Annotated in this window: 13 protein-coding genes; 6 read left to right on the top strand and 7 right to left on the bottom strand. The window is 57.2% G+C overall.

Features of this window, described 5'->3' with window-relative positions:
* Nucleotides 1–165: 165 nt before the first annotated feature.
* Complete coding sequence (gene robA, locus ACNQ0W_RS05175) at nucleotides 166–1,035, top strand: MDR efflux pump AcrAB transcriptional activator RobA (RefSeq protein ID WP_062932385.1); 870 nt, start codon at nucleotides 166–168, stop codon at nucleotides 1,033–1,035.
* Here the strand turns inward: robA and gpmB are convergent.
* Nucleotides 1,032–1,679, bottom strand: a complete 648-nt coding sequence (gpmB, locus tag ACNQ0W_RS05170) for a 2,3-diphosphoglycerate-dependent phosphoglycerate mutase GpmB (protein ID WP_047052512.1) — start codon at nucleotides 1,677–1,679, stop codon at nucleotides 1,032–1,034. The two genes, robA and gpmB, sit on opposite strands and share 4 nt — an antisense overlap.
* 48 nt (nucleotides 1,680–1,727) lie before the next feature.
* On the opposite strand from gpmB, the gene yjjX reads away from it, so the two are divergent.
* Entirely contained in the window at nucleotides 1,728–2,243 is a 516-nt protein-coding gene (yjjX, locus tag ACNQ0W_RS05165; protein WP_015572619.1) for an inosine/xanthosine triphosphatase, read from the top strand.
* 27 nt (nucleotides 2,244–2,270) lie between these two features.
* On the opposite strand, the gene trpR is transcribed toward yjjX, so the two are convergent.
* Both trpR and sltY read right to left on the bottom strand, forming a co-directional pair.
* Nucleotides 2,271–2,600: a trp operon repressor gene (trpR, locus tag ACNQ0W_RS05160; RefSeq protein WP_003856511.1), complete on the bottom strand. Its 330-nt coding sequence runs from the start codon at nucleotides 2,598–2,600 to the stop codon at nucleotides 2,271–2,273.
* Between the two features lie 55 nt (nucleotides 2,601–2,655).
* A complete protein-coding gene (sltY, locus tag ACNQ0W_RS05155) occupies nucleotides 2,656–4,593 on the bottom strand; it encodes a murein transglycosylase (protein ID WP_062932386.1) in 1,938 nt (645 codons plus the stop codon).
* 226 nt (nucleotides 4,594–4,819) lie between these two features.
* Between sltY and ettA the strand changes: the two genes are divergently transcribed.
* On the top strand, nucleotides 4,820–6,487 hold the full coding sequence (gene ettA / locus ACNQ0W_RS05150; RefSeq protein ID WP_003856515.1) for an energy-dependent translational throttle protein EttA: 1,668 nt from the start codon (nucleotides 4,820–4,822) through the stop codon (nucleotides 6,485–6,487).
* A 128-nt stretch (nucleotides 6,488–6,615) separates the two neighbouring features.
* On the opposite strand, the gene ACNQ0W_RS05145 is transcribed toward ettA, so the two are convergent.
* Complete coding sequence (locus ACNQ0W_RS05145) at nucleotides 6,616–7,515, bottom strand: LysR family transcriptional regulator (RefSeq protein ID WP_015572618.1); 900 nt, start codon at nucleotides 7,513–7,515, stop codon at nucleotides 6,616–6,618.
* Between the two features lie 108 nt (nucleotides 7,516–7,623).
* Here ACNQ0W_RS05145 and ACNQ0W_RS05140 point away from each other — a divergent pair, with 108 nt between their 5' ends.
* Nucleotides 7,624–8,625, top strand: coding sequence for a zinc-binding alcohol dehydrogenase family protein (locus tag ACNQ0W_RS05140; RefSeq protein WP_062932387.1), 1,002 nt, complete (start codon nucleotides 7,624–7,626; stop codon nucleotides 8,623–8,625).
* 83 nt (nucleotides 8,626–8,708) lie between these two features.
* Here the strand turns inward: ACNQ0W_RS05140 and nadR are convergent, their stop codons facing one another.
* The 3 genes from nadR to serB form a co-directional block, all read right to left on the bottom strand.
* A complete protein-coding gene (gene nadR, locus ACNQ0W_RS05135) occupies nucleotides 8,709–9,941 on the bottom strand; it encodes a multifunctional transcriptional regulator/nicotinamide-nucleotide adenylyltransferase/ribosylnicotinamide kinase NadR (RefSeq protein WP_062932388.1) in 1,233 nt (410 codons plus the stop codon).
* Between the two features lie 35 nt (nucleotides 9,942–9,976).
* Nucleotides 9,977–11,362 carry a DNA repair protein RadA gene (gene radA / locus ACNQ0W_RS05130; RefSeq protein WP_047052516.1) on the bottom strand — a complete coding sequence of 462 codons (1,386 nt, stop codon included), beginning with the start codon at nucleotides 11,360–11,362 and terminating at the stop codon, nucleotides 9,977–9,979.
* A 75-nt stretch (nucleotides 11,363–11,437) separates the two neighbouring features.
* A complete protein-coding gene (gene serB, locus ACNQ0W_RS05125; protein ID WP_032647175.1) occupies nucleotides 11,438–12,406 on the bottom strand; it encodes a phosphoserine phosphatase in 969 nt (322 codons plus the stop codon).
* 117 nt (nucleotides 12,407–12,523) lie between these two features.
* Between serB and ACNQ0W_RS05120 the strand changes: the two genes are divergently transcribed.
* Both ACNQ0W_RS05120 and lplA read left to right on the top strand, forming a co-directional pair.
* A complete protein-coding gene (locus ACNQ0W_RS05120; protein ID WP_015572615.1) occupies nucleotides 12,524–13,168 on the top strand; it encodes a YtjB family periplasmic protein in 645 nt (214 codons plus the stop codon).
* Between the two features lie 39 nt (nucleotides 13,169–13,207).
* Nucleotides 13,208–14,224: a lipoate--protein ligase LplA gene (lplA, locus tag ACNQ0W_RS05115; RefSeq protein ID WP_062932390.1), complete on the top strand. Its 1,017-nt coding sequence runs from the start codon at nucleotides 13,208–13,210 to the stop codon at nucleotides 14,222–14,224.
* The last annotated feature ends 111 nt before the right edge of the window (nucleotides 14,225–14,335 follow it).

Here is a 14,335-nt window from a genome sequence, read left to right as displayed (position 1 = left end):
ATAAAAATGTAGCAAGATCACAGGATTAGAATATATCCGCACATAAATCACCACAAAAAGCATTTATGCGCAAAAAAAACACTGAATGCTAAAACGTCAGAAAATGCTATTATCCGCTAACCTGTAAACAGGCACCTGCGGCAGTTTTAAGGATGAGGATAGTATATGGATCAGGCTGGAATTATTCGCGACCTGCTCACCTGGCTGGAAGGTCATCTCGACCAGCCTTTGTCACTGGATAATGTGGCGGCAAAAGCAGGCTATTCCAAGTGGCATCTGCAAAGGATGTTCAAGGATGTCACCGGTCATGCTATCGGTGCCTATATTCGCGCACGTCGTTTATCAAAGTCTGCTGTTGCGTTGCGCCTGACCGCGCGACCAATCCTGGATATTGCCCTGCAATATCGTTTCGATTCGCAGCAAACCTTCACCCGCGCCTTTAAAAAACAGTTCTCGTTAACGCCAGCGCTTTATCGCCGCTCGCCGGACTGGAGCTCCTTTGGTATGCGTCCGCCGCTGCGTCTGGGCGAGTTCGCGATGCCAAAATATGAAATCATCTCCCTGCCGGAAACGCACCTGGTCGGCACCACGCAGAGCTACTCCTGCTCCCTGGAGCAGATCTCCGAGTTCCGCCATCAGATGCGCGTTCAGTTCTGGCGCGAATTTTTAAGCCACGCTCCGGCGATCCCGCCGATTCTGTATGGTTTGAACGAAACGCATCCAAGCCAGGAAAAAGATGACGAGCAGGAGGTGTTCTATACCACGGCGCTGACGCCTGACATGGCGAACGGTTACATTCATGGCTCGAAGCCTGTCGTGCTGGAAGGCGGCGAGTATGTGATGTTCTCATACGAAGGTTTAGGAACGGGCGTTCAGGAGTTCATCCTGACCGTTTACGGGACCTGCATGCCGATGCTGAATCTGAATCGCCGTAAAGGTCAGGACATTGAGCGCTACTATCCGGCGCAAGATGCTAAACCGGAAGAAGGCCCTATCAATCTGCGTATGGAATTCCTGATTCCGGTACGTCGTTAACGCTGCAATTCGTCCAGTGCAGGGGCATCAAGATGCGAAATGTCCCCTGCCATCTCAACCACCCACCCCGATGCCAGCCAGGCACTTTCCTGATAGTCGATACGGGAAATGGAGCAGTTGCGCAGACGCAAACGACGCTCGGCGTAAGCCGGCAGTCCCAGAATGGTGCTTACCAGACAACCCAGCGCGATACCGTGGCTCACCAGCAGCGGTCGGCTACCTGCCGGGAGTTTCAGGCACTCGGCCAGCGCGGCATGCATGCGCACGCTCAGCTCCTGCATGGATTCCCCCTCAGGGATGCGACCATCTTCAGTGCCGTTCACCAGCGTGCGACGCCAGCCTTCTTCGGTTTCCGTCAGCGTATCGATAGGACGTTTTTCCAGCACACCCATATCCAGCTCGCGCAGGCGCGGTTCGAGGATCACGTCGCAGCCACAGGCATCGGCGATGATGCGTGCCGTCTGCTGCGTGCGGCCTAAATCACTGGAGATGACGTGAGTGATACCCAGCGTTCTGGCGCGCTCTGCCACCTGCCACGCTTGCTGCACACCTTTGTCGGTGAGAGGACTGTCTGACTGGCCTTGAATACGTCGCTCGGCGTTCCACTGCGTTTCACCGTGGCGAACAAGGTATACCTGTAACATGCTTTTTTTCCGTTATACTGCGATGAATTTTTTAAATCGAGCTTAATTATGCACCATGTTGTCTCTGCTACCACCAATCCTGCCAAAATTCAGGCAATTCTAAGGGCATTTGAAGAGATCTTCGGCGAAGGATCCTGCCATATTGACGCCGTCGGCGTCGAGAGCGGTGTGCCGGAACAGCCGTTTGGCAGCGAGGAAACACGCGCTGGCGCACGAAATCGCGTGGCGAATGCGAAAGCCGCCGCGCCAGACGCTGACTTCTGGGTCGCGATTGAAGCAGGTATCGACGAAGGGGCGACCTTCAGCTGGGTTGTCATTGAAAGCCGTGAGCAGCGCGGCGAAGCGCGTTCAGCCACGCTGCCGCTACCGGAAGTCATACTGGAGAAAGTCCGCGCGGGTGAGGCGCTGGGGCCGGTAATGTCGCACTACACCGGCATTGATGAAATTGGTCGTAAAGAGGGGGCGATTGGCGTCTTTACGGGTGGCAAGCTTACGCGTTCAGGCGTTTACCACCAGGCCGTTATTCTGGCGTTAAGTCCTTTTCATAACGCGATTTATCGTTAAGTTTGTAGGCCGGATAAGCCGAAGCCGTCATCCGGCGTTTTTCAGCAATACCGCTTCCAGCCACTGACGCAGTTCAACCGGCGCCGACTTCAGGCTGTTTGAACCCCGGGTGATGGTCGCGATACCCGCGCCCAGCTCGTTTTTCAGCTCGCGCTGGCTCATTTCGCCGCGCAGCAGTTCCTCAATAATGCGTACCCGCGTGCCCAGCGCTTCACGTTCGTCTGGCGTCAGCATCAGCTGTAGCAACGGTAAATGCAGATCTTTGTCATAAGACTGGCGGAGCAACTCCACAAAACGAAGCCACTCCTGATGACGCTGTTCGGCCATGGCCGAGGAATACGGGGAATGCTGGGTCATGTTATGCTGCCTCTTGTACTCATTAGCGAGTACAGCATAACACAACCCGCGCCGATCAGTAACGTCTCTGCCACTCGGCATCGCTCATCAGGGTATCTTTCTGCCCCATGAAGTAGCGATAGTAGGCGTCATACGCCAGCACGTTCTTCACATAGCCGCGCGTTTCCGAGAATGGAATGCTCTCGACAAACGCCACGGCGTCGATGCGCCCTGCGCTGTTGCCAAGCCATGTCCGCACGCGGCCAGGCCCGGCGTTGTACGCCGCTGACGCGAAGATACGGTTATTACCGAACTGCTGATAGACGTACTGCAAGTAGCTGGTACCGATGTTGATGTTGGTCTCCGGATCCAGCAGCTGGGACGGGCTACTGTAGCCTGGAATATTAAACATCTTCACCGTGTGCGTCGCGGTGCCCGGCATAATCTGCATCAGGCCGCTGGCACCCACCGGAGAACGCACTTTCGGGTTCCAGGCGCTCTCCTGACGGGCGATCGCCATCGCGTAGCTTTGCGGAATATCTTTGCCGCTGGTGTAGCGATCGAACAGATCCTTGTAAGCCAGCGGGAAACGCTCTTCGAGATGATCCCACAGCTTGCCGGCGATCGTCGCCTGCACGCTCAGATCCCACCAGCGATTATCAAACGCATAGCGGGCAAGCTGCGCTTTCTCATCGGTGGTACGGCTGGTAACCAGATTCGCCCACTCGCTGCGCGCGGTATTATCCAGATTCCAGTACATCAGCTCGCGCACGCGCGCCATTTCCGGCCCCTGCGTCAGCGCCGGGTTCGCGTTGGCTGGCGCTTTGTCGATCTTCAGGGTGTACTCCTCGCCCAGACGCTGCGCTGCCGCCATCGGGTAGAATCCGCGCTGCTGCATCAGGGAGTGGAGGATCTCTTTGGCTTCATCGTCACGCCCACGCTCCAGCAGCAGGTCCGCCTGCCAGTAACGCCATTCATCTTTCTCTTTGGCATCCATCGGCAGACGCGCCAGCCAGGTATTGAGGCCACGACGATCGCCTGTTCCCAGCGCCATGCGCACGCGACGCTCCACCAGCGAGACAGAGTTTGAACGCATCACCGCATCGTCACGCCAGCGCGCCTGTTCGTCGGTGACATCTGTTCCCATCAGTCGCCACGCCACGATATCGCGCAGCTCCTGGGTTTGATCGTCATTAAGCTGCTGGGCCTGCACCAGTTGCGGGATCATCAGCCGGGCGTTTTCCACATCATCACGCGCCACGCTGGCAAAGGCCACCGCCGCCATCTGGCGGGTAAAATCGGTCGCGCCGGTGGAACGCGCAAACGTCAGCACGGTATTAGGATCGTTTGCCAGACTGATAACGGCCGAGGCAATGGTCTGATAATCCGCGGGCATCTGGCCCGCCAGCACGGAGACCAGCCGGGTGTTTCCGGCCTTCATCGCCAGGCGAATACGTTCCAGGTAAGAGAGCGGATCCTGCTTGCCCGAGGCGCGCCAGGCGCTGAACAGCGGGTCACAGGCGTTTGGCTGGCTTTTGCCCGTCAACCACAGCTCTTTCGCACCGGCCCAGGCTTCCTCCTGCTGACCGGTCGCCCATTTCGCATAATAGTAATTACACTGCGCTTCCGTCGCGCCCGGTTTATCCGGGCTGAAAGCCAGCAGGCCGCGCCAGTCTTCGCGACGGGCCAGCTCGTTCACAAACCGGGACTTCAGGGTGCGCGCAGGCGGTAGGGTCGGGTTCGCCTGAATGAAGTTATTCACGGTGACGGTCGGTTGATTCATGAGATCGTCCGTGATCTGGCGATACTCAAGATACGGATACAGCGGATAATCCTTCAGCGTCGGCATCAGCGCCTGAACGGTATCCATCTGCTTGTTGTCCCATGCCTGTTTAATCTGGGCATAGCGGTTACGTTGTTCATCCAGTGAATCGGCATGCACCGCCTGGCTTACCGCCATTACGCATACGCTGGCAGCCAGCAGACGCCAGACCACCCGTTTGGCTTTTTCCACAAGCTCTTCCTCATTGTTTTTCGTCAGTTGCAGCGTCTTGCCACGTCAAAGTTACATCAACTTATGCTAACCAGGCATCCCACAACGCGCCACGTCATGGACACTTTTTTACCTTTCTTGCGCGTTTTAACACTCCCGACGTTCCTGGCTGGGATTAGGGCGTGAAAAAGGCTACACTTCGAGGCTGAAATTCATTCTCATCACGATAAAAGAGGCGAAGTCCAACGTGGCTCAATTCGTTTATACCATGCATCGTGTCGGCAAAGTTGTCCCGCCGAAACGTCATATTCTTAAAAATATCTCGCTGAGCTTCTTCCCGGGCGCAAAAATCGGTGTTCTGGGTCTCAACGGTGCCGGTAAGTCCACCCTGCTGCGCATCATGGCCGGCATCGATACAGACATCGAAGGTGAAGCCCGTCCGCAGCCTGGCATCAAGATCGGCTACCTGCCGCAGGAACCTCAGCTGAACCCGGAACACACCGTACGTGAATCCGTTGAAGAAGCGGTATCCGAGGTGGTTAACGCCCTGAAAGGTCTGGATGAAGTGTATGCCAAATACGCCGAGCCGGATGCGGACTTCGACAAGCTTGCTGCACAACAGGGCAAGTATGAAGAGATTATCCAGGCGCACGACGGTCACAACCTGAACGTGCAGCTGGAGCGCGCGGCCGATGCCCTGCGTCTGCCAGACTGGGATGCGAAAATCGCTAACCTGTCCGGTGGTGAACGCCGCCGCGTGGCGCTGTGCCGTCTGCTGCTGGAAAAACCAGACATGCTGCTGCTCGACGAACCTACCAACCACCTGGATGCCGAATCCGTGGCGTGGCTGGAACGCTTCCTGCACGACTTCGAAGGCACCGTGGTGGCGATTACCCACGACCGTTACTTCCTTGATAACGTGGCAGGCTGGATCCTGGAGCTGGACCGCGGCGAAGGTATTCCGTGGGAAGGCAACTACTCTTCCTGGCTGGAGCAGAAAGACCAGCGTCTGGCGCAGGAAGCGTCTCAGGAAGCCGCCCGCCGTAAGTCTATTGAGAAAGAGCTGGAGTGGGTGCGTCAGGGCGCGAAAGGCCGTCAGTCTAAGGGCAAAGCCCGTCTGGCACGCTTCGAAGAGCTGAACAACACTGAATACCAGAAACGTAACGAAACCAACGAACTGTTTATTCCACCTGGCGCACGTCTGGGGGATAAAGTGGTGGAAGTGACTAACCTGCGTAAGTCCTACGGCGACCGTGTGCTGATCGACGATCTGACCTTTTCCGTACCGAAAGGCGCTATCGTCGGCATCATCGGTCCGAACGGCGCGGGTAAATCCACCCTGTTCCGCATGATGTCCGGTCAGGAACAGCCTGACAGCGGCTCCATCACCCTGGGTGAGACTGTGAAGCTGGCCTCCGTGGACCAGTTCCGCGACGCAATGGATAACAGCAAAACCGTGTGGGAAGAGGTTTCCGGCGGTCTGGATATCATGCGTATCGGCAACACCGAGATGCCAAGCCGCGCCTACGTTGGCCGCTTTAACTTCAAGGGCACCGACCAGGGCAAACGCGTGGGCGAGCTGTCCGGCGGTGAGCGCGGTCGTCTGCACCTGGCGAAACTGCTCCAGGTTGGCGGCAACGTTCTGCTGCTTGATGAACCTACCAACGATCTGGACATCGAAACCCTGCGCGCGCTGGAAAACGCCCTGCTGGAGTTCCCGGGCTGCGCGATGGTTATCTCGCACGACCGCTGGTTCCTGGACCGTATCGCAACCCACATCCTGGACTACCAGGACGAAGGTAAGGTGGAGTTCTTCGAAGGTAACTTCACCGAATACGAAGAGTACAAGAAACGCACGCTGGGCGCAGACGCGCTGGAGCCGAAGCGTATTAAGTACAAGCGTATTGCGAAATAAAAGCAAAACGGCAACTTCGGTTGCCGTTTTTTATGTTTGTACCCTCTCCCCGTGGGAGAGGGCCAGGGTGAGGGCATCAGGCCGCACAGTGTGTAGGCCGGGTAAGGCGAAGCCGCCACCCGGCTTTTTTATTTGCCCACGTAATACCGCTTCACCTCATCAAACTGCATCGCAAAGTCGATATAGCTCATCAGCGCAGGCGAATTGAGCTTACGGCTCGGGTAGGCCAGCCAGAGATCGTTTCCCTCAACGCTCCACGCCGGCAGCACCTTCACCAGCGCGCCCTTTTCGATCTTATCTTCCAGCAGGAATGCGGGTAACAGCGTGATCCCCGCCCCGGCAATGGCGCATTCCCGGGCGTACACCAGGTTATCGGTCATATGGGCGTTATCCGGCAGATACCGATAATCCTCACTCTCGCTTCGCAGAAGCCACTCCGACCATGCCCGGTGCGTAATGCAGCGGTGCTCCACCAGCTGTCGGGGATGGATTAACGGCGCCCGACGCGCCAGGTAGTGGGGCGAGGCCAGCATGTAGCGCGGACAGTGCCCAATCATGCGGCCAATCAGGGAAGAATCCTGCGGTTTGCCGGTGCGCAGCGCCACGTCAAAGCCAGACTCGACCAGATCCACCACGTCGTCAGAGATCGACACATCCAGCGACACATCAGGATAGCGAAGCTGAAACTCGGCATTCATATGCGCCAGCAGCGTCGCACCAATTCCCGCCGGACAGGTGATCCGCAGCCGCCCGCTGGGGTTTTCGCGCAGCCGCTGAATGGCATACTCCGCACGCTCGCTGGCCGCCAGCATCTCACGACAGTGCACCAGATAGTGTTCGCCCGCAAACGTCAGGCTTATTCTGCGCGTGGTGCGATTCAACAGGCGGATCCCCACCTGTTGCTCCAGCTGGCTAATCCGCTGGCTGACGCTGGATTTCGGCAGTTCCGCCTTCTGCGCCGCCGCGGTAAAGCTGCCCATCTCGGCCACCAGCGCAAACAGCGCCATATCCTGAAGCTGTTTAAACATGATTGTTCACCCTGTACGAACGCTGAGTTCTGGATTGTCCATCTTATCATGCAGCTGACCACTTAATAGACTAGCCTCAACAAAACGCATGCCATTGAGGAGCACACCATGTCAGTGAAAGCCATTGCCGTTAACCCAGAAAATCCCTCCACCTTCGTTGAAATCACCCCGCCGATGCCGCAGCCCGGCGAACACGATCTGCTGGTGGAGGTGAAAGCCGTCTCCGTAAACCCGGTGGACACCAAAGTACATGCAGGCATTGCTAAAAGCGGACTGAAGGAGCCGCGCATTCTCGGGTGGGATGCCAGCGGGATCGTCAAAGCCGTTGGGGCTGGCGTCACCGGATTCAAACCGGGTGACGAAGTGTGGTACGCGGGGGATATCACCCGCCCGGGCAGCAATACCACGCATCAGCTGATCGATGCGCGCATTGTCGGGCACAAGCCTGCAAGCCTCGGCTGGGCGGCAGCCGCTGCACTACCCTTAACCGCGCTCACCGCGTGGGAAGGTCTGTTTGAACGGCTGAAGATTCAGGATGCCGACGCAGATAAAACGCTGCTGATAATTGGCGGCGCGGGTGGAGTCGGATCGCTGGCGATCCCGTTTGCGAAGCACAACAGCAAGGTGAAGATCGTCGCAACTGCCTCACGAGAAGATTCCGCCCGGTGGTGTCGCGATCGCGGCGCTGACATTGTCGTAAATTACCGCGACCTGAAGGGTGAACTGGCGAAACAGGGGCTCACCTTTGTGGATTACATTTTTATCCTCAACGATACCGACGGGCACTGGGATGCGGTCAGCGATCTGATTGCCCCTCAGGGACACATTTGTTCCATCGTTGAAAACGCGCATCCGCTGAACCAGGACAAGCTGAAGTCTAAATCTGCCGCCCTGCACTGGGAGTTTATGTACACCCGCAGCATGTACCAGACCGCGGATATGGCGCGTCAGGGTGAGATTTTAAATGAGGTAGCGAAGCTGGTGGATAACGGCGTGGTGGAAAGCTCGCTCAGCGAAACGCTGCACGGGCTAAGCGTGGAAAGCATTACCGAAGCGCACCGCAAGGTGCTGGAGGGGCATATGCGTGGGAAGGTGGTGGTTGAGTATTGAGTGGGCTGATTCCCTCACCCCGGCCCTCTCCCAAAGGGAGAGGGAGATTAAAGTCCCCTCTCCTGGTGGAAGAGGGGAAGTTATTAACCCTGCTCCCCCATCATCTCCTTCACCAGCTCGACGCAGCGCAGGAAACGGGTGTCGTAATCCGACTCTTCCACATGGACAAACTCAACGTTGTTCTCGTTAAGCATCTCTACCAGCATGGACTGAAATTCCCGCCTGTCCACCGAGCTGCCCAGGCTGCGCATGCCGTCGGCTACCCACGGGGTGTTGTTTTCCAGCAGGATCACCAGGTCAAAGCGGTATTCGTCAATCAGCGCCTGCACAAACGGGTGCTCGCGTCCCTCGTACTTTTTACAGAACGCCTGCGTGGTGACGAAATCGGTATCAATAAAGGCGACTTTATTAGCATATTTCACCGCGAAATCAATGTACTGGGCATGACCGAGCGCGATTTTATCGTAGTCGGAATACTGCAACGCCATCTCGTCGCCGCCAAGGTGTGAGAAGACGTAATCGCGACCATACTCCCACGCACTGGTGGTATTGAAGATGTTAGCCAGCTTATTTACCAGCGTCGATTTCCCGCTCGACTCGCCGCCGAGGATCGCCACCGTACGCACGAAGAACGGCTTCACCTCGGTCGGGATATAGTCCCAGTAGCGGAACGGGTTCTCGCGGATCTGCGCCCCGCTGATGTTCATGAAGGTGCGTTTAGGATCGATCAGCACCGTCTCAATGCCCAGATGCTCGCGGAACTGCGGCGCGTCGGACTCTTCAGAGGTGTAGATCCAGTTAGGCGCAATGCCCTTCTCTTCCATAAACGCTTTGATGCCGTTGCTCCACACGTCCCAGCCGTGCGGGTACGGCTCCATGCCCTCTTCGTTGAAAGCATGAATGCGTATATTTTTCTGGTACTTAAAGGTCTGAAGTAGCCAGCGCAGGCGGTCAGGCACGGTGGGCTGCTGCGACATGGCGCTGTCTTCAAACAGCTGGCGATCGCGGGTTTCATCATAACCCATGATGATATGCAGCTCGTCGACCTGGCTACAGGCGCGCTGGATCAGATAGATATGCCCGGTATGCAGCGGGTAGAACTTACCGAACACCACGCCGATGTTCTTTTGCATCCGCGGAAATTCAAGCCCCAGAAAACGGTGCAGCGCTTCCAGTTTCTGCGCGCTGGGGCTTTTGATTTTGGCATTCAGCAGTTGGCTCAGGTAGCCCTTGGTCATGCCGCTGGCGTCCGCCACCTGCTGCAACGTGCAGCCTTTCTGGCGGATAGCGGTCTTGATGTAGTCAAATGATGACATAAATTACGGTGCCTCCTGCAAAATCGAATACGTAATTATAAGTCGTCAAAGACATTTAACGCATCTGCGAGTTTTTTAACGCCAAAAACCTTCATCCCTTCCGGGATTTTTTTCGGCACGTTGGCGGCCGGAACAATCGCGCGGCGGAAGCCATGTTTTGCCGCTTCGGAGATACGCTCCTGACCGCTCGGCACCGGGCGGATCTCGCCAGCCAGCCCCACCTCGCCAAATACTACCAGATCCTGCGGCAACGGTCTGTCGCGCAGGCTGGAGACCATCGCCAGCAGCAGCGCCAGGTCCGCGCTGGTTTCCGTCACCTTCACCCCACCAACCACGTTGACGAACACATCCTGATCCGCCATTTGCAGACCGCCGTGACGGTGCAGCACCGCCAGCAGGATCGCCAGGCGGTTCTGTTCCAGACCGACCGCCACGCGCCGCGGGTTGCCCATCATCGAGTGATCCACCAGCGCCTGAATTTCAACCAGCAGCGGACGCGTCCCCTCCCACAGCACCATCACCGAACTACCGGACGTGATCTCGTCGCCACGGCTCAGGAAGATGGCCGACGGGTTGCTGACTTCGCGCAGCCCCTGCTCGGTCATGGCAAACACGCCCAGCTCATTCACCGCGCCAAAGCGGTTTTTATGGCTGCGCAGGGTACGAAAACGGGAATCCGCATCGCCGTCGAGCATCACCGAGCAGTCGATACAGTGTTCAAGCACCTTCGGGCCGGCCAGCGAGCCGTCTTTGGTGACATGGCCCACCATCACTATCGCTACGCCGCGCGTTTTGGCAAAGCGCGTCAGGTAGGCTGCGGTTTCACGCACCTGCGCCACGCTCCCCGGTGACGACTGGATATCCGCCATGTGCATCACCTGAATGGAGTCGATCACCATCAGCTTCGGCTGCTCTTCTTCGGCGATCATGCAGATCTGCTCGATGCTGGTTTCCGAGAGCATATTCAGATTGCCGGTCGGCAGGCCGAGGCGGTGCGCGCGCATCGCCACCTGCTGGAGTGATTCTTCCCCCGTGACGTACAGGGTTTTCATCTGTTCGGCGAGCTTGCAGAGCGTTTGCAGCAGCAGGGTCGATTTACCCGCGCCCGGGTTACCGCCGATCAGAATGGCGCTGCCCGGCACTACGCCACCGCCGAGCACGCGGTCAAATTCTTTGAATCCGGTGGAAAAGCGCGGCAGTGCTTCCAGGCTGATATCCGAAAGTTTTTGTACCTTCGACACGCCTGCATTGCCCGCATAGCCGCTCAGCCGTTCATTGCGGGCCACGCTCGGCGAAGCCGCCACACCACGCACTTCGGTGATGGTGTTCCAGGCATGACAGGCGCTGCATTGCCCCTGCCAGCGCGGATAATCCGCACCACATTCATTACAGACAAATGCGCGTTTTGGAGCTTTCGCCACGGTTTACCTCGTTATTTCTGTGCGGTCTGCGCGCCGGGTGGCGCTGACGCTTACCCGGCCTACAAAAGCAGGCCGCTATTTTTGATTAATGCTGCCGGAGAGAATGCAGAACACCCCCATCAGATCAGCATGACGGATAGTGACTTCCGTCTTTTCATTCACTTTCGGCTTGGCATGGTAGGCAATACCCAGCCCGGCAACTTTGATCATCGGCAGATCGTTCGCGCCATCGCCGATGGCGACGGTCTGCTCGACCGGAATGTCATATTTCTCCGCCAGACGCGTCAGCGTATTGGCTTTGTACTGCGCATCCACGATGTCGCCGATGACCTGTCCGGTGAGTTTGCCGTCCATGATCTCCAGCTCGTTTGCCACCACGGTGGTCAGACGCAGCTTGTCACGCAGGTAGTCGGCAAAGAAGGTGAACCCGCCGGAAGCAATCGCCACTTTCCAGCCGAGCGTCTCCAGCTTGAGCACCAGCTGCGTCAACCCCGGCATCAGGGGCAGTTCATCGCGCACCTGACGCAAAATGTTAGCATCGGCCCCCTTCAGGGTCGCCACGCGCTGTCTCAGGCTGGCGGTGAAATCCAGCTCGCCGCGCATCGCGCGCTCGGTGACTTCCGCCACCAGCTCGCCGCTGCCCGCCAGTTTAGCGATCTCGTCAATACATTCGATCTGAATGGCGGTAGAGTCCATGTCCATTACCAGCAGGCCGGGCGTTTTCAGGTGCGGAATTTTGCCGAGCGGGGCAACGTCCAGCCCGGCGTCGTGCGCCAGACGCGTGGCGCGCTGCGTCAGGGAACCCGCCAGGCGAATGACCTGATAATCTTCCACGCACCAGGCCGCAACGATGACCATCGCTGCGCCCAGTTTGGTTTGATACTGGGTGAGGCGTTGCTTATCCAGGCCGCGTCCGTACAGCAGCCAGCCGCTACGGCCAGCGTGGTAATCGAGAGGCATCACCTCATCGCCACTTAAAGAGAGCGGCAATCCTGGCCATAAAGAGACATCCGTTGGCAGGTCGCACCAGGTAATGTTCGGCATTGAAGCTCCTGTAATTTCGTTCGCGCCGGAAGGTTCCAGAGGGAAAATAACGCATGAGGCTACCCTGTAACCATCACTTCTGGCAACATTAAGCCGTAAATTTTAAGCAGGTGGAATATGGCTCGCGCAAAACTGAAATTCCGGCTTCATCGCGCCGTGATTGTCCTGATCTGTCTCGCACTATTAGTGGCGCTTATGCAGGGGGCATCCTGGTTTAGCCAGAATCACCAGCGACAGCGTAACCCGCAGTTTGAAGAGCTGGCCCGTACCCTGGCACGCCAGGTGACGCTCAACGTTGCGCCGTCTATGCGCACCGAAACGCCGGATGATAAGCGGATAGCCCAGGTATTGCGCCAGCTTACGGAAAACAGCCGTATTCTGGATGCAGGCGTGTACGATGAACAGGGCGACCTGATTGCCCGCGCGGGTGAGCATGTTGACGTGCGCGACAGGCTGGCGCTGGACGGCAAAAAAGCCGGGGGTTATTTCAACCAACAAATCGTCGAACCTATTCAGGGCAAGAATGGTCCGCTTGGCTATTTACGTCTGACACTCGACACCCACACCCTGCCAACCGAAGCCAAACAGGTGGACAACACCACCAATATTTTGCGCCTGATGCTGCTGCTCTCGCTGGCGATTGGCGTGGTACTGGCGCGTACGCTGCTGCAAGGCAAGCGCACCCGCTGGCAGCAGTCACCGTTCCTGTTAACCGCCAGCAAGTCGGTTCCCGAAGAGGAAGAGAGCGAGAAGAAAGAATAGTGGTAAAGTAGGCGGATGATTCGGAAAAGGAACTCTGCCATGACGACGTTACGCCTGCTTATCTCTGACTCTCACGATCCCTGGTTTAACCTGGCGGTGGAAGAGTGCATCTTCCGCCAGATGCCCGCCACCCAGCGCGTCCTGTTTCTCTGGCGCAACGCCGATACGGTCGTTATTGGTCGCGCGCAAAATCCGTGGAAAGAGTGTAACACCCGCCGTATGGAAGAGGACAACGTCCGCCTGGCGCGCCGCAGCAGCGGCGGCGGTGCGGTGTTTCACGATCTGGGCAACACCTGCTTTACCTTTATGGCGGGCAAGCCGGAATACGACAAAACCATCTCGACCTCCATTGTGCTTAACGCGCTCAATTCACTCGGCGTGACGGCTGAAGCCTCGGGACGTAACGATCTGGTCGTGAAAACGCCTGAAGGCGACCGGAAAGTGTCAGGCTCAGCCTACCGCGAAACGATGGATCGCGGATTCCACCACGGCACATTATTGCTGAATGCCGATCTGAGCCGTCTGGCAAACTATCTGAACCCGGACAAGAAAAAGCTCCAGGCCAAAGGCATTACCTCCGTGCGCGGTCGCGTGGCGAATCTGGTGGAGCTCCTGCCGGGGATTACCCATGAGCGCATTTGCGATGCGATCCGCGAGGCCTTTTTCAGGCATTACGGTGAACGCGTAGAAGCCGAGGTGATTTCTCCGGATAAAACCCCGGATCTGCCAAACTTCGCGGAAACCTTCGCCCGCCAGAGCAGCTGGGAGTGGAATTTCGGTCAGGCACCGGCGTTTTCACACCTGCTGGATGAGCGATTTACCTGGGGCGGTGTTGAGCTGCACTTTGACGTCGAGAAAGGCCATATCTCTCGTACCCAGGTATTTACGGATAGTCTTAATCCGGCACCGTTAGAAGCGCTGGCTGCACGTTTGCAGGGCTGTCTCTATCGGGCAGATATGCTGCAACAGGAGTGCGAGGCGCTACTGGTTGATTTCCCACAGCAGGAAAAAGAACTGCGGGAACTGTCGGGATGGATTGCCAAAGCGGTACGCTAACAATTTTATGGGAAGTGAATACTTCCTTTATTCCTAAAAACATTTTTAAGCATTTAAAGTAAAGCATATATAATACTGTCTCTTATACACATCTGACGCTGCCGACGACTA

Origin of the sequence: Enterobacter cloacae complex sp. 6730903, assembly GCF_048283985.1 — a bacterium.
Classification (GTDB): Bacteria; Pseudomonadota; Gammaproteobacteria; order Enterobacterales; family Enterobacteriaceae; genus Enterobacter; species Enterobacter hormaechei_C.
Note: the sequence above shows the minus strand (reverse complement) of the source record. Positions and strands in the feature narration are given on the sequence as shown.